We start from the raw sequence: 20,459 nt of genomic DNA on the forward strand, positions 1-20,459 counted from the left end.
GCCTGCTAACGGCTTCTGGTTTATTCTAGACGACTGATTTCAAAGCAGTTTCTGAGGTAAATTCGCGGATTGGGGTTGCACTGTTAATCACTCGCCGCTAGTATACGCAGCACTTCAGGACTATAGCTCAGTTGGTTAGAGCGCTACCTTGACATGGTAGAGGTCCCCAGTTCGAATCTGGGTAGTCCTACCAAGATTTTAAAAACCGACTTAATAGTCGGCTTTTTTATACCTGTCTAACCGTTATAGTCAATTTTCTTCAGTTGAGCCTCTGAGCTCTGCCCTAAGTAGTCACGAATAGCTGAAAAGAAAGCAGGCCAATTGTTATCATCATTTTTCTTTAAATGAGCGCGAGCGAGCCTGCTTCTTGCTTGCTCTTGAGTTAAACCTTGTTCAACTAAGCCTCTGAATTGGTCGATGAGCGCATTTAACTTACTGCGGCGTAACTGGTTGAGTCTATTCGTGGACAGATGTAATTCGTCAATAGTAGCTTTGGCTTTATTAATATCAATGTCAGCGGCTTGGCAATTGTCTTCATTTACATGAATAGAGCCATCACTACGCTTGAATTTAAAAAGCGAGGGTGACGCTGGAATATTCAGTGGGTTTAAAATTACATCATCCAAATTCTTATTTTCTTTCGGAACATCACAAGAGTGATCTGGACTACTGAAACGAGCTAATGCATCGACCACATTTTTTTGAGAACCGCCATGGCAGCAGCCTAGCAAATTTTGCCAATCCAGGTGCCAGTTATGGTTGCTGGTATCATCTGATTTAGGGTGGAAATGCTCTACACGGAAATCGTCAAGAGTACCATCGGTTTTGGCTCTTAAGTCTATCTCACAGTAGGCACATAATCCTCCTTGGTCTGACTTGACTCTGGACTGTACTTCTTGATAAGCCCGTTTATCCTTTTTGAATCCATTCCAGTGTGATTTTTTGTTTCTTTCTCGCCAGCCAGAAAGGCCAGCAGGCTCAGAGCTTTTATTAACCTTCTTCACGATCCAGTGCTCGCAGTTGAATATCCATATCTAAACGCATCAATTCAGGCTCGTGTCCATTGCTCCAGGCATCTAATTTGGCCCGCAACTTTTTGGCATCTTCACAATCCCACCGATTATTTTCTACGAATTCGATGTAGTGTTTAAGAGTATCAACAATCTCAAGCTGCGGTGCTCGCAGAGATTCGAGCCCTAATACATCTTGTAAAACTTGTTGAGTTTCTGCTCCTAATGAGAAAGATACTGGATGCAGTATTGCCTCGTTGTCTATCCAATCAATTACGCGAATTGAACTAGGCTCCACCGACGATACCACCTGCGGACTATGAGTTGATACCACAAACTGAATGTTCGGGAAGGTGCTGGTCAAATCAGTAAGAATAGTTTGTTGCCAACCGGGATGAAGGTGAAGATCTATTTCATCAATCAAAATCATGCCTGAGGTTTGTAAGGGGTCTGTCATATCAGGGTTGGCCTCAGCCATGCGGGCGGCAACATCCATCACCATGGCTAATGTGGTGCGGTAGCCATCGCTGAGTTGTTCTATGCGTAATTTTTGGATTTCACCATCGCGCTTCCAATCCACTTGTATTCCGGCAGGACGAACACTTTCAGGGTTGGAAAAATCAGGCATCATTTTCTCGACTGCGCAACGAATAGCCTTTAGCTCTGGTAACTCCACCTCAAATGAACGTTGTTGTTTTTGTAATTCGCTTTCACGCTTTTCTAGGTCATAAAAATATTCCACAAACCTCTTGAAATTAGCTCGGCTTTCTAAGCTTCCTGCAAAGGCATCAAAACGACGAAAATCTTTAGCAAACCCCTTGGTTCGTTGCGGTAGGTCAAATACACCACGCCCAGTACCATAATGAATAAACACTGGCAGCTCATAAGCTAGATCGTCATTATCGGCATCCACAAAGGTGTCGGCATAATCATTCAGTTTTTTGATGCCAATGGCTTCTGGAATTTGTTTGGCTGTTTTTTGGGTTGAATCGCGCTTTTCGGTTCGATCCCAACAAATGCAAGCTTCGTTAGAATCTCCATTGTCAAGTGGGTAGCTGGTGGCAGTAATACGGGTATAGGGCTGTTTTTTGCCGTTGTAGTCCACTTGAAGGTCGGTGTCTTTAAAGCTAATACCCATTACTTTCGGCAAGCGTGTAACAAATGAACCAAGCATCGTAGCAGCAGCATCTAATATGCTCGATTTACCAGCACCATTTCTTGCTACCAATACGGTGAGCTGCTTATCCAATGTAATTTTGAAATCAGTAAAGCGGCGGTAATGGCTTAACTTAAGGTGTTTAATTTTCATGATAAGCTCAGTTGTTGCTACGGGCTTAGTGTACGAGGTTGTAGGCTGGCGGGCAACGAGGGGCTAAGCTGGGCGCTTGGTAAGCGCTAAGCCTTATACAAATTCACCCAGCGAAATTCATCCAGCTCGTCTAAATCCGGTACGGTAAACGATTCTTCATGGCCAATTTTCTGATAAGGCGGGAAGTTAAAATTTTTCACCCGCGAGTCGGCCACTAATACTTCGCTGGCTTTTTCCCGGAATATATTAAGCAGCGGCAAATTCGCTTTGTCGTACAATACGTCAGCGGCGATTAATACATCCAGCGGTTCATTAAATTCGAATAAATCACCGTGGCAGCGATAGTCGACCTGATTTAAGCGGGCATTGGCCTGGCAGGAGAGAATGGCATCCGGGTCGATATCACAGGCAATCACTTCTTTGGCACCGGCCATCACACAGGCAATGGCAACAACGCCAGAACCAGCACCAAAATCCATCACTTTTTTATCTTTTACCCAGTGTGGATTTTTGAGAATTTCGCGTGCTAATACCTGGCCACTGGCCCAGCAAAACGCCCAATAAGCCGGGTAGCTCTGAATCGACAGAATTTCTTCCTGAGTAAAGGGGCGGCGCATCGCCTGAGGCTCAACCAGCCAGAGTTTAATTGCCTCACATTGCGGCAATGTTTGCGCGGTGACGCTGGCATCGTCGAGCATATTACGGATCAGGCGATTTAACACTTCCTGATCAGAAGTCGGATGGATGTGGGTCATAAATCAGCGTAATGGAATCGGGTTGTTAAGGGTGGCGATGTCATAACCTGCTTGTTGCAGCAGGGCTCCGGCTTGTTCATCAGCATAATGGTACAGCACCAGATTATCGCGAATTTCCGGCTGATATTCCTGTAAGTCGCTCAGCCCAGTGTGAGAGGGGTTAGGCTGAGCGCCGCAGTCATGGAAAATCACTTCCTGACCGGTGAGTTTGTGATGCAATATCTCAGGAATCGGGCGGGTATCACCGCTGTAAAACATCCGTCCTGGCAGGTGTAAAGCAAAGCTGGTATTGGGTGCATGGTGCCGGGTGTCATACACCTGAAAGTGTAATCCGGCATGAAAAAACTCATTGCTGATCGGCAATAGCTGAAACGACTGCCAGAAATCATGGCGCCCTTCGGCCATGGTGCCAAATTCCGGATACGTCGCCAGCCGTTGGTGCAGGGTAGTGATCAGATTCAGAGGCACAAATAAACGAATTGGTGCTTGTACTTGCCCTTCAGTAAGAGACTCTTGTTGCAGTCGGGCTCTGACCGTTAAAATTTCCAGATCGGCAATATGATCCAGATGGCAGTGGCTGATAAATATAGCGTGGGGTAATTGGCCATAACGTTGTTGATAGGCGTGAACGGTACCCGGGCCACAATCAATCAGTAGTTGTGGCTGTCCGTTTTTTTCCAGTGTTGCGGCGGAGGTGCCCAGCGAAATCTGGCCACCGCTGCCGCAGCCATGAAAATTCAGTGAATATTGTGCGTTTTCTGTGGTCATAACCCGGTATATCGACAAACAAGAGCAAGAGGTCTGCATTATGTGGCGTCCAAAATTAATGTCCATCCCTGATGCAGCGGATGCACTGCCCGGTCGTGATGAACCCTTAGCCGTAGAACCGGTAAGTTTTGTTAATGGTGAGCGCTTTGATGGTGAATGTCCGGCGCACCTGGAACAGCTGATTGTTGGCATGGGCTGTTTCTGGGGAGCCGAACGACGTTTCTGGCAGCAACCGGGGGTAGTCGTCACGTCAGTTGGTTATGGTGCTGGCCATACGCCAAACCCTACGTATCAGGAAGTGTGCAGTGGTAATACCGGCCATAATGAGCTGGTACGTATCTGGTACGATCCACAACAAACCTCGCTGGATGCACTGTTAAAAGCCTTTTGGGAAAGCCACGACCCGACTCAGGGCATGCGTCAGGGCAACGATGTTGGCACCCAGTATCGCTCGGGGATTTATCTGTCCGATGAACAAGACTGTGAATTGGCCGAAGCGTCGCGCGCTCGTTATCAACGTCGTTTACTGGCCGCTGGTTTTGACGAAATCACCACTGAGATATTGCTCGCGGGCCCATATTATCTGGCAGAAACCTATCATCAGCAGTATCTGGCAAAAAATCCAAACGGTTATTGTGGCTTGGGTGGTTGCCACGTCAGCTATGGCTGACGTTTAGCTACTCGTTTCCCACGGATGCAGATGTTGGCTGGCATGGATGCTTAGATTGGGGAAACGCCAGATGAATTGCCCAGGCAATGGCGGTGGCATAAGCCAGGTTAGTGGTAAGTTCGGTATGCGGGTTATTAAGAAACTCGCGCTGTGACGCCAGGCCACGTATTTTGCTGGCCAGTTCAGGCTCAAACGCCAGATATTTATTCCAGATGCGCTGATGCAGAGCGGCGTCGATCTGATAAATGCCATAGGCTTTATTTTGATGGCACAGTGAGTGCTGATTCAGTTGCGCCAGAGCAATCAGCAAATTTTCGGCGGCATCTGAATCTTTACCCAGATACTGCAGCGTGGGGCGGATAATCTGCTCCCTGAGTTCCTGTGTGTCGAGTTCCATGACCGTGCCTGTGCTGATGCCAATGGCTGTATTTAATACCAGATTGATCAACAATTACCATAACTTATCATGAATTTATTGGACTCAAACGATCAGGAATGTGCACCAACCGATCTCATCTGGATCGACAGCCATTGTCACTTTGATTTTCCACAGTGGCATTCACAGCGTGACGAACACTGGCAGTTGGCACAAACACTGGGCGTACAGTCGCTGATCATCCCCGGCATAACGATTGAACAAAACCAGCAGGTTGCTCAGTTCTGTGCCGATACACCCTGGCAGTTCGCTCTGGGATTACATCCGTACTTTCTGGCGCAGCATGGAGATAATGATCTCGATGCGCTTGAGCGCCTGTTATCCAGAACCGTAGAGTCTCAACAATCACCAGCCATTGCCGTAGGCGAGATTGGTCTGGATTGGGTGTTGGCTAAGCAGGCTGATGATCCGGATGCTGCCCGTGCACAGCAGTGGCAATTATTCGAAGCTCAGGTAGTGCTGGCCGAGCGTTATCAGCTGCCTCTGATTTTGCATATTCGTGGTTGCCACGATCAGGCTGCCAGCTGGTTGCGCCGTCGGAGATTTTCATTCGGCGGTATTGTTCATGCGTTTTCCGGCAGCGAACAACAAGCCAAAGCCTGGCTTGATCTGGGGTTTAAACTCGGCATTGGTGGTGCGATGACATTTCCCCGGGCGAATAAATTGCGTAACACCATATCCTCTTTACCACTCTCTGCCTGGGTGCTTGAAACCGATGCTCCGGATATGCGTCCGGCGTTTTTTCGCCAAGGTGTGAGCTCTCCGGTGGCTATTCCTTTATATGGCGCGATATTAGCCACTTTAAAACAGGTGTCGCTGATGGAGGTATCGGTTCAAAATCAAAACAACCTGCTATCGCTGTTTCCGGGTTTAAAAACCTGATTTTTTAACGGGATTATTTTTAATACTTAATAAGTATTTCAGAAGGACTTAATAAAAAGTTCCACGGCTTTTTAGATCATCCGGCGCTGTCGAATTGCATTTTTAGACCGGCTTTTTCCTAAGGCTTGTACATAGGCACGGCTCTGTATAGCTTAATTTTTGAGCCCACTGCAGAGGTAACTGCACATGTTTCCGAATCATATGTTTGGCCTTTTATATCACCCACGGGAAGAATGGGCAGCCATTCGCAAAGAGGGTGCTCCCAGCCTGCTTCAGGTGTTTATTCGTTACGCCTTATTATTGGCAGTCATTCCCCCGGCTTCTTTGTTGATTGGTACCACACAGATGGGCTGGAGTGTCGCCGGCGGTGATGTGGTTAAACTCAGTATGGAAAGTGCAATTCCGATTGCTATTGCCTTTTATTTCGCCCTATTAGTGGGTATTGCTTTCGTCTCTTACTGTATGTTTTGGATGGAGCGTACTTTTGGTGTGACCGCCAGCTTTGAGCGCTGCGTGATTTTTACTATTTACACTTCAACGCCAATGTTTCTGTCTGGATTTGTCGGTTTATTACCGATCCTCTGGGTAGATTTCTTTGTCGTGTTGGCGGCTGTTTGTTACAGCGTTTACCTGTTGTACTCCGGCATTCCTATTTTTATGGATATCCCTGAGGAGCGAGGTTTTATCTTTGCCAGCTCGGTATTAACCGTGGGTTTATGTGCTCTGGTTGGTTGTATGGCAATCACGGTGGTGATGTGGGGGATGGGATTTGGCCCTAGCTTCGTTTAGCTGGTTTAAAACGCTCTCTTAAAAAATATCCTAATAAAACAATAAAGCCCGCTTTCTAAGCGGGCTTTATTGTTTTACATGCTAGTCTGACTCCCACGCGGAGCGTGGGAGTCAGACTATTAAACAACTTTTCAGAGCACACTTTTTGAAATTGTGATGTTTTACAACCAAATAGCTTTAAACAAATAAAAGAACAACACTGCTAATGCAGCGCCTGCCGGTAAGGTCACCACCCAGGAAACAAAAATAGAACCGATCTTTTTCAGGTTCAACGAACCACTGCCCATGGCTAAACCTACGCCCAGAATGGCACCCACCAGAACATGCGTGGTTGAAATCGGTAAGCCGGTACCGGAAGCGACTACAACGGTAGTTGCCGCTGCCAGGGTCGCGGCAAAACCACGGCTTGGCGTCAGTTCTGTAATGCCGCTACCAACAGTTGCAATCACGCGATGACCAAAGGTCATTAAACCAACCACAATCCCCACCGCGCCAACTAACAGTACCCAAAGAGGCAGGGCTGATTTGGCCGCAATTTCTCCCCCATGTTCAACCACGCTGACAATAGCGGCTACCGGGCCAATGGCATTGGCAACGTCATTGGAGCCGTGGGCAAAAGCCATGGCACAAGCGGTGAAAATCATCAGGATGGAGAATACTTTTTCGACATTGGCCTGATGCACGTTTTCAGATACTTCCGGATCAGCATGTATCCGTTGAATAAAGACACTGCCAATCGCCATGATGACCAAGCCAGCAATGGCGGCCATCCATAACGCATCCTGAAAGGAGATGTTCAGCCCTAAATGTTTCAGGCCTTTGGTCAGCGTTACCATCGCAATCACAAAACCAACCAGCAGGATATAAAACGGCACCAGGCGCTTAGACTGCTTAAACGGATCCGGTGTATCGTGAATCCAGTGCTGAACGGTTTTGTACAACACAAAAGCAATGCTGCCAGCAACGGCCGGAGAGACTAACCAGCTGGCAGCAATGCTGCCCACTTTGCCCCAGTTAACGGCATCCACCGAAATACCAACCGCAGCAAAACCAACAATGGCACCCACAATGGAATGGGTGGTGGAAACCGGCCAGCCACGATACGACGCCAGCAACAGCCAGGTACCGGCAGCTAATAACGATGCCAGCATGCCGAATACCAACAACTCGGGAGTTGAGACGATATAAGACGGATCAATAATGCCTTTGCGAATGGTGGCGGTGACTTCACCACCGGCGAAAAAGGCACCGGCAAATTCAAAGACGATGGCAATCAATACGGCTTGCTTGATGGTGATGGCTTTTGAGCCAACAGAGGTTCCCATGGCATTGGCAACATCGTTCGCACCAATGCCCCAGGCCATAAACGCACCGAAGATGCAGGCCAGGATAATAAATACAGACCCCTGGTCAGCAAGTAATTCCATGATGAATTCCTGAGTTGATAGTCAAAAAAGGCGCGCATTCTACCCCAGCATTCCATGGCTTCATAGGCGCAGAGTCAGGAATAAAACACATACGTTCAGTTATCTGTCTCTGTGGTATGATCCGCGCAAATTCTCTGGGGTAGCCGCACGTGACTTCATCCGACAACTCATCCGGCCATAAAGTTTCTGATTCGACCAAATCACGCCCGCTAGCCAACAAGCGTCTGGGCAGAAGTGGTGAGGCACAGCCGCGCAAGCCAAAAATTCAGGTGCGCAGCCCATCGGCCAAAGGGGCGCGACCTGCTAAAGGATCAGGCCGTCCGGCAAAAGATCAGAACCGTGTATCAACGGCTGAGCGTAAGGTGCAGAAGCCTCAGGGATTGCATCATCGTAACTGCCATCAGGGACGTTATGATATGGCGGCGCTGGTGGACGCTCTGCCTGCTTTGTCGGATTACCTGACCCTGAACCCGAAAGGGGAGCAAACCATTGATTTTGCTGATCAGGACGCGGTGTTATGTCTGAATCAGGCGCTGTTACAGCACCATTATGGGATTGATGGCTGGCAGATTCCGGCGGATTATTTATGTCCACCAATTCCCGGGCGAGCAGACTACATTCATTATGCGGCGGATTTGATGGCGAAATATCAACTGTCGCCTCGTAATGGGCAAGCCCGGGTGTTGGATATTGGTACCGGTGCTAACCTGATTTACTCCTTATTGGGTGCCAATGTGTATCAGTGGCAAATGCTGGCGTGTGATATTGATCAGGCTGCGTTGGATAATGCCGCTGAGATTCTGCAGCACAATCCAGCTTTGGCAACACAGATTCAGTTACGTTTGCAAAACGATAAGCAATCGATTTTCCGCCATATTATTCAGCCGGGTGAGCATTATCAGTTATCGGTGTGTAATCCGCCTTTTTATGAATCGGCGGCCGATGCTCAGGCCGAAAACCGACGTAAAACACGCAATCTGGCTCGCCATCAACAGGCGCGTACGGCTGCTAAACCTGAAGTGGCAGCGCCGCTTGCCGATTCAGGTGCAAACTCTGCGTCAGCTGTCGTTAGCAATGATCCTTGGGCCAAAGCTAAAGCGTCCCCAGAACAAAGAAATTTTGGCGGTCAGAATAATGAGTTGTGGTGTGAGGGTGGCGAGCTGGCGTTTCTGAAGCGTATGGCGCGTGAAAGCAAAGAATTTGCAACTCAGGTGGATTGGTTCACCAGCCTGGTATCGAAACAGGAGCATGTACCCATGCTGCTGGAGTATCTTAAGCGCCAGGGCGTTAAAAAGACCGAAGTGGTGAAGATGGCGCAGGGCCAGAAAATCAGTCGCTTTATCGCCTGGACTTTCTGACCACAGCCATAGTGGAAGTTATAAGTGGTGAAAGTTATAAACTCAGCTGTTTTTCCACATTAAACGACATGGTATCGGCTTGCCAGGCATCCAGCCCTGGGATCACCCTGGCATTGCCATCAAGTGAAAAATCCATCGGTTTATCACTGTTGATCAGGCGTAATAATGCACTGCCAAACTCGGATAAACTCAGCGATAGTGGCAGTGACACCGACTGGCTTTTTCCGCTATCCAGGGATACCGAGTTTAACTCCCCGCCGCCTAATGACTGACCCTGAGCTGCCAGATTAAAATTGAGCTGCTGTAAATCAATGGCAAAGTCATTAAGGTTTTTAATGGTCATATCCAGTTGTAATTTCACCTCGGTAAAGCCGGCTTTTAATAATTTCACATCATCGATACGAATATCCGGTAATTGTGGAATAGGTAATACATCCTGATATTCCAGCGGCATGCTGATGGTGCCTAATACCGGCACCGCAACCAGAATTTCTCCCGATAAGCCATACGGCACCTGATTTTTTCCTTTGACGCTTTTAGCCGCGGCAAACAATTCACTGAATTGGATCGTGACGGGTACATCAATGGTTTTATCACCCGAAGCGGGTAATGTGAGTTGTGAATCCGGCTGGCTGATATGTGCCAGAGCGTGACCGGCAATGGCGGCTTCCAGCTCCATACCGGCGGTTTTTAATTCAAATGGATTGGGGTTGTGAATAGTAACCTTAGCATTCAGCGTGATACTGCTGAGAGACAGATCGGCGATGGCAACCGACGTCACTTTTGCACTGGGCTTTTGCGCCTCGCTCAGTTGTTGCAGACTGGCGCAGCCGCTTAATAACGTCACACATGCCAGAAACAGCATAGACATGGCGCTAGCGGAGAAGAGTCGGAATAGATGCAATGGATTCATAATTTTCCCTATGGCTTGTTACAGTCTCTAGCGATTTTCTAAACGGTTAAAGTCAAGCATACCGGCATTAAGTGGTTCCTGTTGGAAAAATACCCGATGCAGTTGATCACTGTGTTGCCAGAAGCGCGGATTAGTACGACGCACGCCAAACTGGTCAACAAACTGCTGATAATCCTCTTCATTGTTGAGCGAAGCAATGGTGCTGGCCAGTTGTGGTAAACGGAAAGCTGAGACCCGATACAGCGCCCCCGGATAGGTACCTAACACCCCGGGAACCAGCGTCAGATAATCTTCTTCCGGCAGGCGGTTGCTGTCTTCGGTCAGCAGGCCATTGATATTGGTATGGCCACTGTTACGAATCAGGGTAAATAGCCCGGGTTGGCCGAGGTAATTATCCACCATCAGCAGCGACATTTCCGGCATCAGAGTCGCCGCTTGTCCCTTGACCTGATTCAGCGGCTGCAACTCATTCAGCAATTGTGGCGTAGTATGTTGTGCCAGCGAATATTGATCGCTCAACGTCGGCTTCAAGTGAGACTGCAGGCGGCCAAAAAACTCCGACTTTGGATTATCACTCTGATAGTCGATGTCCGGATTACGAATCAGCTGCTGACCGTGAGTCACCAGAAATTCCTTTACTTCGTCACTGGTATCACGGTACCAGTGATCGGCCAGTTCAAGGCGAGATTCCTGTGGCAAAAAGGCGAGGAAATTAAATTCGCCTTCCATTCGTAAAAAATCCATATATAAACGGGTTAATAATTGATGGCCAATATTGCCGTACACATCAAACTCGGCAACCAATAAATAATGAATGCGCTCTAACAATGGGTAGGTAATAACCCAGGCGGTTTTAGGCTCCTGTCCCACCAAGCCCTTAACCACACTGGAGCTGTCAAAGTGGCGGAATACCGTTAACGCGGCATTAGGGTTTTGTTGTTCACCGTCCCAGATTAATGATTCATTAAAGGTATCAGTCTTATCGGACAATTGTTTATTTGCCCGACGTTTGGCTTTTAAAAATTGCCCTTGTAAATAGCTGTATTTAAACCAGTTGGTGACAATGCCGGAATTGCTTTCTGCTTCACCCGGGAGGCGCAGGTTTTCACTTTGCTGATCTAAAAACTCTGCCATTTCCTGATCGTTGACTCTATCCGGGTCGGTGAAAAATACCCAAAAATGATCATCAATCACATTCAGAGCAACCTGACCACGACAAACCGGCCCTTTAATAAAACCCATGATGGTGTATTGCGCTTCTTCCAGCATAAAGCGGTAACGTGAACTCACGGGCAATTCTTTAAATGCTACAAAGGGGTTGGCCGCAATATCATTGTCATAACTTGGTAATTGAGTAACGGCGTAATCCGGGTCAATAAATAAGTGAGTCAACCAATCCATACGTTGCTGGTTCAGGCGGTAGGGCATATGGTTTTTTGCAACAATGCTGGCGTGGTTTAACTGTAAACGGTAATACACCCGCTTAATGCCGGGGTCATCGTACGGGCGACGACTGGCAATGGGTTGAATTGGTAACCCGGGTGGTGTTGCCGAGCGAACCAATTTAAAGAAATACGACGGTCGTTGTTGTGGCTCCTGATGCGTGAATAATGCAATATCGGAAAAATACAGATTAGCCAGATACCAGTGTTCATAAATATAACGGCTGGCCAGTTGTTGTTTTAACGAGTCGGCATTTAAAAAAGCTTCCCATTGTTGGCGCTGGTGTTCAATGGCTTCTGGTAATTGTGGCGGCAGAGACATGGCTGCCCCTTGTTTAATCCAGTCACTCAATAAATTGTGTTCTTCTTCATTTAATGCCGGTAAAGCATAAGGCATGCCCCAGCGAGGATGGTCGGCGGCAAACTGATTAAAATCTTCCCGAGTGGTGCACTGTTGTTCCCGATCGAGACCAAGGGTCACATCCTCGTGAATTAATGGCGAATCTTCGGCCTGGTAATCCGGGTTCTGCTGCTTTAATTCGAGCATTTTATAGAGCACAGAGTTTTGGCTATTAATAGCAGCGGTCTGGCTGCGCTCGTTGAGAATGGTATGGAAGTCACGCTCACGCCATTGTTGTGTGGTTTGGGCATCGATCCCCAGACGATTCGGCGTTGCCGCCAGAATGCGGGTGCCGTTGTAGACCAGCTCGGGGTTCGCGCCACGCATAATGCCTTCCGGCGAGTTGAGTTTTAGCTGGCAAGGCGCGTCGTAACAGCCGTGGCAGACAATACAGCGTTGTTCCAGAATCGGCTTAATCTGCTGGTCAAAATGATCGGCACCTTGCGTTCCGGCGGGCAAACGTCGGTCTGAAATAACCGTCTCACCCAATAAAGCATCCAGGTCTTCGGAGAGCAGGGCAACGCTGCTGCAACCAGCTAAGAAGAAAATGATCAATAATAATCGCAACACGTCAGGCACTCGACACATCTTTGAGGGAGACTGATTTTACCACTGATCCGTTTTTCTGAGAGGACTGAAACGTAAAATCGTATCTATTATTCAGGGGTGTCCTGGATCGGCTGGCATAAATTCAGCACTGCACGAATGGAGAGATCCGGGTGTTGCCGATAATAATCCTCCATATATAACCGGGTTTGCTGATGTACTTTCTGAAAATGGAAAGCGAGATAGGCTTCCAGTGGCAGCGGTAATACCTTGGGAGAGAGGGTGAGCAATAAGCGATAAAGCCATGGGCGCAGCAATATCAAGCCACCAATACGTAACAGGGTTCGGCCAAAACCCGCGGGTTTCTGCATAGGAATTAAAAAGCGTTGAGCCCGGGAGAGTGTTTTGAGTTGTTTGCTGTTGCGCCGTAGCTGCTGAAAACGCCAGTCGGATGCTTGCAAAACGCATAAAAATGTCATCAGAAAGGCGGAAGGAATGGCCGAATCCTCAATCGCAGAGGCCGATACTCTGGCGCGGATGCCTCCCTGATTAAATAACGCAGTGATCTGCCGGGCTAATGCCGGAGATGCTGATGAGATCGACATTTTTAGCGGTGGCAAATAATACGCTATGCCGCTGTTTTCTTTCTCTGTATCAGTAGTCTGGAGCAGACCTGGAAGAGGAGCCTGATAGGCAATCAGGCTGATTAAGCCTTCTGCAATCGGAGTACCGGGTAGCTCCTGTTGTAATTGCTGGTGATCTTCACGGCTGGGTTGCAACATCAATAGCGGAGTATTGATGCATGTTTGTCGAACGTCATCATAGGGAAGAGCACGCAGTGCATCCGAAGGAATGGTCAGGATAATCAGATCAAATCCGGACTCAGCAGGCCACTGTGTAACAATATCGTCCGCAAAAAAGTGTATGGCTGGCGATGGCGGGCGACGGCTAGTTAACAGCTTAGGGCCAGTTAACGGCAGCAGTGTCATACCTTGGACAATTTTTTCGCGGTATTTTTCTTTAATCAGGTAGCTGATTCGATGACCCGCTTGCTGAAAGTGATAACCATACACCTGACCTACTGCTCCGGCACCGACGATCAGAATATTCATACCCACCTCGCTGGACTGTATTTTACGATGCGTAATCGTAAGGGCCGCCTTTTTGTAGTGCCGTTTGATAGGTTTTTAACGCGTGTACCTGTTTTACATAGCGCTTAATATTCGGATAACCATCGGCTGTGGCGCGTACTAAAGCCGCTTCCAACGGAAAGATCATCTGGATATCGGCCGAGCGGATCGCGCCACCGCAAAACCATTGATGGCTGGCCAGGTGTTTTTCAATATAGTTCAGGTTATTGATCAGGTTCGGGCCAGAATAGGCAGCCTCGACTTTGTTGGCTAAGGTGCGGGCGATGGGCTTAATGAAAAACGGCATCGGTGCGGTGCGCATTTTTTCAAACAGTAATGCCATAACAATAAGCGGCATTAATGAGCCTTCACTGTAATGCAGCCAGTATTTATTTTGCCAATAATCGGCATCTGTTGAAGCCGGCTCAAAGTGATTGTCCGTCAGGCTGACCAGATATTCGATAATCAATCCGGATTCAGCGATGACTTCATCGTTGTGAGTAATGACCGGCGATTTGCCCAATGGATGTATTTGTTCAAGGGCTTTGGGTGCCAGGGAGGTTTTAGCATCACGCTGATAGGTTTTGATCTGATAATCCAGTCCCAGCTCTTCTAATAGCCAGATAATACGTTGTGACCGTGAGTTATTAAGGTGGTGCAGAGTAATCATGGTATGCCCTCGAATTCGTGAATGATGAGTTTAAAGATCTGTTCAGGAATTCAGAGGGTGTAATGTGCCATCCCACACAGGCAGAAGGAATTGTTACTTATTGATAATGTTTCTCATAATCATTATTATCTCGGCCGAGAGAATATGATGGAGTCCTCAATGTTATCCCGCCTGTTTGTATTATGTATTTTGTTCAGCTCACTCACGATTCATGCTCTGGAAATCAATGATGATATTCCTCCGGAAGTTGCTCAGGCATTGGAGCTGGATGCCAATAAAATCACGATTGTTGATTTTTTTGCCTCCTGGTGTGTTTCCTGCCGTATCGAGTTGCCCGAGGTTTCCGCGCTGACTCCACAACTGGATAGCGCACAAATCGACGTGATCGGCATTAATGTCGATGAAGAAGTACAAGAAGGACTTGAGTACATTCAGTCATTTGAGGCGACGGGTGGGTTGAATTTTCGCGTGTTGATGGATACCGAACAAAGCCTGATTGAAGCCTTTGAGCCGCTGGGAATGCCAGCTTTATATTATCTGCATCAGGGTAAGGTAAAAGCCATGCACCTGGGCGCGGTTGCTAATATTTCTGCCGTGATTCGCCAGGATCTGAATAAGCTGGGTTATCGCGAATGAAACGATTATTTAATTTACAGCCCATTGCTGGGTTTGCGTATGTCGGTTTTTTATCTGTCGGGATTTTTATATCCGGCTGTTCATCAGTAACGCATGAAAAGCCTGGGGATGCCTTTCAGTCATCGATGGATGTGAAGGTATCCATTGATGAGCCGCTGCTGGCTGGCTCTGAAAAACAGCCAGCAGATATAACTCCAAAGCTGACCCCGGAACCAGCTCTAAAACCAGTGCTAATGCCAAAACCCAAAGCCAGTCCTCGTATTACAAAACCGGTGACGGCTGTGGCTGTTAAATCACCAGTGTCACCGGATGCTAATAAGGAATCCGCCGAAGAAACGGCTGGGATATGGAGTCAGATCAAGGACTTTTTCACAATTGAAAAGGTTCGCCCCTGGCAAAAAGCCACGCTGGCAAAAGAGACGATGAAAGCTTCAGGCCCGATCCCTGGTGCCGAAAAATTTACCCTGAAAATATATACCTCAAAAGAAGGCAGTCGTGGCGGCACTGGTGTTGCTGGCGGCGGCTGTGGCTGTAACTGATATGAAAAAAATAACCTCTTTATCTTTGCTGGCAGCAGCGGCCTCGATGGCTGTTGCGGAAGATAAAATATCACTGCAAAACCTTCAGTATGAAGAGAGTGATCAGCGTATTAAAGTTGATGACTGGGTATTGTCAGCTGAGTTGAATCCGGATGTTGATAATCAGATTACCGTCAATGCCGGGCTGGATACAATTTCTGGTGCGTCTCCGGCATGGCAGCCGAGAGTTGCGCTGGAGCGACCGGATAATCTGGCGGATGTTAATGCCGTTGCCGCGTCTCCGGTTTATGGTTACGACCCGGCCGGATACGATGTGGTAAACGTCCCGGTTCCTGATGAGCACCGTCGTTCTTTTGGGCTGGGCTGGCTGACCCGGGATAAGCAGCGTAATGAGCTGTTTGTTGGTGCTGATTATTCATCCGAGCCGGATTATATCAGCCGTGCTGTATCGGCATCCTATTTATGGTTTACCGATGCCAGTAAAAATACCAGCCTGACCATTGGCTCTTCGTTACAGTCAAATCGTTCGCTCGTTTTTAATGAATTTTTTGATACTCACTGGGAAGATTTAACAGCGTTTAATCTGGAGTTGGGTATCAGTCAGGTGGTTTCTCCGCGCAGTGTGTTAAGTGCTAATGTATTTGCCTTGCGTGATAGTGGTTATCTGACCAATCATTATCAGACAATTTTGCGCCTGGCTGACATTAACGACGACGGTGTTTTTGAAACTCTGCTGGCAGCTGAGCATCGTCCGGATTTGCGCCGGGCGGCCGGTACTTCGTTAAAATGGATGATGCAGTGGCAGAGTTATTACGCCACACACACAGGCTATCGCTTTTATTATGATGACTGGGGAATTCAGTCGCATACTCTGGACTTTAAGCAGTATCTGACGGTGATGGATGAATTAACGCTGAGTCTGGTATGGCGATATTACGATCAGACGGAAGCGGATTTTTATAAAGATCCCGACAGTCAGCGGCCGGAGTTTGCTTTGGGAGGCTTTGGTAGTTCTGATCACCGAATGGGAGAATTCAGTGCTCAGACGTTTGAGCTGGGGGCGGCTTACGATGTGACGCAAGGCATTACGCTGAACGCTCAGGTAGGGGATTATGATCACTCAACCGACTTTTCGGCCAGCTGGGTTGCTGTGGGAATAACCTTTAAGCGCTAGTGCGGGTTATTTCTTTCTCTATTTCTTTTTTTGGTGCGTTATTTTTTTGTTAAAGCCTTTGTGGATGTTAAATCCACAAAGGCTTTTTAGTCTGACTTTAAAACACGTCTCAGGGCTTAATAATTAACCACTTGGTACTGGCTGTTGTTATACATAATTAAGGCATTACGTGTGGTCGTCATTTTGCTGAACTGCGCGCTGGTGGTGTAAGAACCAGCGGTCTGGCTGGTGTCGTTATTGTGCAGAACCGACAATTGGTTACCATGCAAAATGCTCAGCAGTCCGCGTTGTGGGTGGCTTTCCAGATCCGTTACTGCGTCGTTATAACGAAGCACAGATGATGGGTTAGCAATGGCTTGGCTCCAGTCGCTATTGCTGAACACGGCTACTTCATTGCCATTGCTGACCGCCAGTTGTTTATCCTGATTAAAGAAGGTCAATTGTGTGGCGCCGGTTAGCTGATAGCTGGAAATGAGTGTCAGGTTAGAGCTGTCGAAGATATGGATCTGGCCGCTGCTCATCACCATGGCGATGTACATACCATTATTGCTGAAGGTCCAGTCAGACAAGCTGTCGCTGGCACTCAGTGTGGTGCCAACAGAAGCCGATATGGCTGCCGTGCTGCCGTCGATGCGCGTCAGGGAAACCTGATTCTGATAAACCTGATAGCCAACAAGTTGTTGCCCGTCATGACTCTGAATAATGGATTGTACGTAACCGGTTGTATTGTTGGCGGCATTCACCAGGCTGGGATAAAGATTGGCGCTATTGCGGGCCAGGCTCTGGCTGCCCTGTAATACACCTAATTTCAGACTGGTTGAACTGTCGTAGTAAGGGGATACCAGCCAGATTTTGGTGTTGTCGCTGTCGAGCAGGCCCTGGGTTAGTGGTGCGGGTATATCGCCGTTGCCGTATTCATCATCATCGTCGTCATCATCATCGTCGTCATCTTCTTCGTCGTCATCGTCGTCTTCTTCATACTCGTCATCATCATCGTCGTCCTCCTCTTCTTCATCGTCATCATCATCCAGTGGTGTTATGGATGCGGGAAGGGATGCGGCAGACGTCAGGCTGGCGATATTGATTTGTGCCGCATCGTCTAAACCATCAATTAAAACGGTTGCGTTACTGCAGGAGGCCAGTAATGCCGGAGTGCATGAAAATGTCGCCAAAATAGTTTGATTCAGAATATCGACATCTACCAGAGAGACCGTGGTATTACCGGCGGAATCAACCATTGGCCAGTTCTTAACTGTCATAGCACTGATTTGAGCGCTGTCAGTGGTTGGCTGAGGTTGATTCGGTGCCGGTTGTCCTGGGTTTGATGGTTGCCCGGGGTTTGACGGAGTGCCGGGTTGGCCGGTTTGCGGGGCATTAATTTGCCCGCTGGGTGGCAGCTGGCTGCTACCTCCGGTAGTTCCGCCAGCGCCACCTCCGCTATTACCACCACATGCGGCAAGAAAGATGGCCAATGAAATTGGATTGATAATAGTTCTCATTTTCTATTTACACTTACATTTACTATTGATTACAATTGGTAATGATAAATAATATCATTTGCAATTAATAGGCATGGTAGTAATGGTGAAGAAAAATTTATCCATGGTGGCTTTGTTACCACTGATGTTGGCAGCGTGTGGTGGTGATAACAGCGCTGACGATGTGAGCGTTGATCTGGTTGAGCGTGAATGCGTCGACTGGAATGACAACCTCAGCTGTGACAGCGGAGAAAGTGCGTCAGTTGTTGCGCAGGCAGGAAATACATCAGCGCGTGCAGCACGAATTCTGGAAACGGTGGATGCCACAACCGGGCAGCAACTATCGGTATTTCTTGCGCCATCGGATACCACTTATGTCGATGCGATGACATCACTGGCCTGGAACGAAGTGGCTGGTAATCCGTTTGTTGAAAACTCCGATCAGGCCAGGGTGTATCTGAGCAACAAATTAAATATTAACTGGGATAATACCTCGGCAGAATATGTGACTCAGGAAGCAGCATTACGTCGCCAGTTATTAAGTGCTATGCGTCAAGTAGATGACCCTAAGCTGGCAATTTCGGCTCAGGCCGAAAGTATTCTGGCTCAGGGTAATCTGAATGCCGATTTTGATTCTGAGCGTGTGGCAGATACCACTGTTGCTCTGGAATTACTGGCCCAGGTGCCAGTTAGCCAGACGATCAGCAGCTGGAATTATTCCGCCCGCCGCCAACAATTAATTGTGGCAACATCCGATAATTACCTGCGCTTGTATGACAGTCGTAACGGTTTAAAGCTAACCGACAATAAACAATTAATTGCCGGAAAAGAATCAGCTGACGCTGCAGGCTCTAAGCAAATCGCCATGGCTGCTCAGCTTCAGGTTGGTCAGGGAGTGGATGCATTTGCATCGGCCACTAATGTGGCACCTCCGGTACCACCTGCGCCAACAACGCCACCAGTAACGCCGCCAACTTCACCCACTGACCCGCAACCGGCCGAGCGGGATCTGAACCCTCAGGGAACCATTGCTGCGGTTGGTTTCAGTAATAATTTTGCCAATGCCTTTGTGCTGACCCGTAATGCAGCAGCCTCTTCTGATGCCAGCAGTCGTGCCTGTCAAACCGCTGAAACTCAATATGGTGTGTTTAAAGTTAACCTGTTTGACACTGCCGGTGCCCGGGTTGTTGCTGGCTGTAATCAGTCGCACCTGTCGGTTATGGATGTGCGTGATGATGGCGGCAATATGCTGGTGTTTGATGCAAATGCCCAACGTTTGTATTGGGTTTCTCCGCAGACAATGCGTGAAGCCAATAACCATTATTTACTGTTGAGTTCCGGGCTGGCATTTACCTCCGCTAATCCAGCGGACGAATATGCAATTGTTGCTGAGCAGGGTGGAGCCAATGTTTATCTGGTGCGTCTGCAAGATATGTTGGTGCTGTCTGGCTTTGGCTTTGCTGCTAATGAATTACGCGATGTGCATTGGCAGTCTGAGGGCGATGAGGTTGTACTGATCTCTGATACTCAATGGCAGCGCTGGGATATTCGTGCGCTGACCGCACCGGTATTACTGGAATCGGGTGACCTGACAGCATCTGTTGCGGGCGGTACCTTAATCGCTGTTAGCGACAATTTATTGTATTACACCCGCAAAAACGGATCGCAGCTGACCGTATACCGCATGGATAATCATGACGTTGTTGGTCAGCTAACGGATGTTGAAACTGCTGTCTGGCAAGCCAGTGATCTGATTGTAAAAACCTCGACCGGTTTTTCCCGTTATCAATTGCACCGAACGGTTCTTAGCCCGTTACAACGTGCCGATATTTATTTAACTGCGGCACGTCTGGCAGCTGGCAATGGCAATCTGGATAAGGTGGAAAGTAATCTGACCTTGCCAGCCACTATTCCGGGAACTCAATTAAATATTAGTTGGAGTGGCTCACTGCAACAAATGACATACAGCGGAAATAATGCTGGTGATCTGGTAGCTAATCCAACAGAAGAGCGTGGCACCATTACCGCAACGATTAACAGCACGTATCGGGGTGATGCGGTTCGCTGGAAAAAAACATTCGAAGTTCACATAAACCCTAATTAATGCTCATTAATTAGCTCTCATAA

Annotated in this window: 19 protein-coding genes and 1 tRNA gene; 9 read left to right on the forward strand and 11 right to left on the reverse strand. The window is 48.1% G+C overall.

Annotated elements, in window-relative coordinates:
* Positions 1–116: 116 nt before the first annotated feature.
* Positions 117–193: transfer RNA gene (locus ACO05E_RS14090), tRNA-Val, on the forward strand.
* Positions 194–236: 43 nt separating this feature from the next.
* Here the strand turns inward: ACO05E_RS14090 and ptuB are convergent.
* The 4 genes from ptuB to ACO05E_RS14110 all read right to left on the reverse strand — a co-directional run bounded on the left by ptuB (position 237) and on the right by ACO05E_RS14110 (position 3,842).
* Positions 237–1,004 (reverse strand): retron Ec78 anti-phage system effector HNH endonuclease PtuB, encoded by a 768-nt coding sequence (ptuB, locus tag ACO05E_RS14095; protein ID WP_419813569.1) that lies wholly within the window; start codon positions 1,002–1,004, stop codon positions 237–239.
* Complete coding sequence (locus tag ACO05E_RS14100; RefSeq protein ID WP_419813570.1) at positions 991–2,319, reverse strand: AAA family ATPase; 1,329 nt, start codon at positions 2,317–2,319, stop codon at positions 991–993. Before ACO05E_RS14100 ends, ptuB begins: the two co-directional genes overlap by 14 nt.
* 86 nt (positions 2,320–2,405) lie before the next feature.
* The gene (locus ACO05E_RS14105; protein WP_419813571.1) at positions 2,406–3,074 is read right to left on the reverse strand and encodes a class I SAM-dependent methyltransferase; all 669 of its coding nucleotides are present in this window, start codon (positions 3,072–3,074) and stop codon (positions 2,406–2,408) included.
* A gap of 3 nt (positions 3,075–3,077) precedes the next feature.
* A complete protein-coding gene (locus ACO05E_RS14110; RefSeq protein WP_419813572.1) occupies positions 3,078–3,842 on the reverse strand; it encodes an MBL fold metallo-hydrolase in 765 nt (254 codons plus the stop codon).
* Between the two features lie 40 nt (positions 3,843–3,882).
* Here ACO05E_RS14110 and msrA point away from each other — a divergent pair, with 40 nt between their 5' ends.
* A complete protein-coding gene (gene msrA, locus ACO05E_RS14115; RefSeq protein ID WP_419813573.1) occupies positions 3,883–4,512 on the forward strand; it encodes a peptide-methionine (S)-S-oxide reductase MsrA in 630 nt (209 codons plus the stop codon).
* 7 nt (positions 4,513–4,519) lie between these two features.
* On the opposite strand, the gene ACO05E_RS14120 is transcribed toward msrA, so the two are convergent.
* Entirely contained in the window at positions 4,520–4,909 is a 390-nt protein-coding gene (locus tag ACO05E_RS14120; protein WP_419813574.1) for a hypothetical protein, read from the reverse strand.
* Between the two features lie 69 nt (positions 4,910–4,978).
* On the opposite strand from ACO05E_RS14120, the gene ACO05E_RS14125 reads away from it, so the two are divergent.
* Together ACO05E_RS14125 and ACO05E_RS14130 are read left to right on the forward strand one after the other, a co-directional pair.
* Positions 4,979–5,830, forward strand: a complete 852-nt coding sequence (locus tag ACO05E_RS14125; protein WP_419813575.1) for a TatD family hydrolase — start codon at positions 4,979–4,981, stop codon at positions 5,828–5,830.
* Positions 5,831–6,016: 186 nt separating this feature from the next.
* Positions 6,017–6,619: a Yip1 family protein gene (locus ACO05E_RS14130; RefSeq protein ID WP_419813576.1), complete on the forward strand. Its 603-nt coding sequence runs from the start codon at positions 6,017–6,019 to the stop codon at positions 6,617–6,619.
* A 161-nt stretch (positions 6,620–6,780) separates the two neighbouring features.
* Here the strand turns inward: ACO05E_RS14130 and ACO05E_RS14135 are convergent, their stop codons facing one another.
* A complete protein-coding gene (locus ACO05E_RS14135; protein WP_419813577.1) occupies positions 6,781–8,046 on the reverse strand; it encodes an inorganic phosphate transporter in 1,266 nt (421 codons plus the stop codon).
* A 149-nt stretch (positions 8,047–8,195) separates the two neighbouring features.
* Between ACO05E_RS14135 and rlmF the strand changes: the two genes are divergently transcribed.
* Positions 8,196–9,404: a 23S rRNA (adenine(1618)-N(6))-methyltransferase RlmF gene (gene rlmF, locus ACO05E_RS14140; RefSeq protein WP_419813578.1), complete on the forward strand. Its 1,209-nt coding sequence runs from the start codon at positions 8,196–8,198 to the stop codon at positions 9,402–9,404.
* A gap of 34 nt (positions 9,405–9,438) precedes the next feature.
* Here rlmF and ACO05E_RS14145 read toward each other — a convergent pair whose 3' ends face one another.
* From ACO05E_RS14145 to ACO05E_RS14160, 4 genes are all read right to left on the reverse strand, one after another.
* Positions 9,439–10,275, reverse strand: coding sequence for an LEA type 2 family protein (locus tag ACO05E_RS14145; protein WP_419813579.1), 837 nt, complete (start codon positions 10,273–10,275; stop codon positions 9,439–9,441).
* A 69-nt stretch (positions 10,276–10,344) separates the two neighbouring features.
* Positions 10,345–12,738, reverse strand: a complete 2,394-nt coding sequence (locus ACO05E_RS14150; RefSeq protein ID WP_419813580.1) for a fatty acid cis/trans isomerase — start codon at positions 12,736–12,738, stop codon at positions 10,345–10,347.
* Positions 12,739–12,815: 77 nt separating this feature from the next.
* Positions 12,816–13,817 (reverse strand): ketopantoate reductase family protein, encoded by a 1,002-nt coding sequence (locus tag ACO05E_RS14155; protein WP_419813581.1) that lies wholly within the window; start codon positions 13,815–13,817, stop codon positions 12,816–12,818.
* A 22-nt stretch (positions 13,818–13,839) separates the two neighbouring features.
* Positions 13,840–14,505: a glutathione S-transferase gene (locus tag ACO05E_RS14160; protein WP_419813582.1), complete on the reverse strand. Its 666-nt coding sequence runs from the start codon at positions 14,503–14,505 to the stop codon at positions 13,840–13,842.
* A gap of 159 nt (positions 14,506–14,664) precedes the next feature.
* Between ACO05E_RS14160 and ACO05E_RS14165 the strand changes: the two genes are divergently transcribed.
* From ACO05E_RS14165 to ACO05E_RS14175, 3 genes are read left to right on the forward strand one after another with little or no spacing between them, the layout of a single operon-like run.
* The gene (locus ACO05E_RS14165; protein WP_419813583.1) at positions 14,665–15,141 is read left to right on the forward strand and encodes a TlpA family protein disulfide reductase; all 477 of its coding nucleotides are present in this window, start codon (positions 14,665–14,667) and stop codon (positions 15,139–15,141) included.
* Positions 15,138–15,680, forward strand: a complete 543-nt coding sequence (locus tag ACO05E_RS14170) for a DUF4266 domain-containing protein (protein WP_419813584.1) — start codon at positions 15,138–15,140, stop codon at positions 15,678–15,680. Before ACO05E_RS14165 ends, ACO05E_RS14170 begins: the two co-directional genes overlap by 4 nt.
* A gap of 1 nt (position 15,681) precedes the next feature.
* The gene (locus ACO05E_RS14175; RefSeq protein WP_421722737.1) at positions 15,682–16,854 is read left to right on the forward strand and encodes a DUF3570 domain-containing protein; all 1,173 of its coding nucleotides are present in this window, start codon (positions 15,682–15,684) and stop codon (positions 16,852–16,854) included.
* Positions 16,855–16,970: 116 nt separating this feature from the next.
* Here ACO05E_RS14175 and ACO05E_RS14180 read toward each other — a convergent pair whose 3' ends face one another.
* Entirely contained in the window at positions 16,971–18,353 is a 1,383-nt protein-coding gene (locus tag ACO05E_RS14180) for a hypothetical protein (RefSeq protein WP_419813586.1), read from the reverse strand.
* Positions 18,354–18,435: 82 nt separating this feature from the next.
* On the opposite strand from ACO05E_RS14180, the gene ACO05E_RS14185 reads away from it, so the two are divergent.
* Positions 18,436–20,436 carry a hypothetical protein gene (locus ACO05E_RS14185; protein WP_419813587.1) on the forward strand — a complete coding sequence of 667 codons (2,001 nt, stop codon included), beginning with the start codon at positions 18,436–18,438 and terminating at the stop codon, positions 20,434–20,436.
* The last annotated feature ends 23 nt before the right edge of the window (positions 20,437–20,459 follow it).

The sequence above is a fragment of the Bacterioplanoides sp. genome (genome assembly GCF_965226395.1).
Lineage (GTDB): Bacteria > Pseudomonadota > Gammaproteobacteria > Pseudomonadales > Oceanobacteraceae > Bacterioplanoides.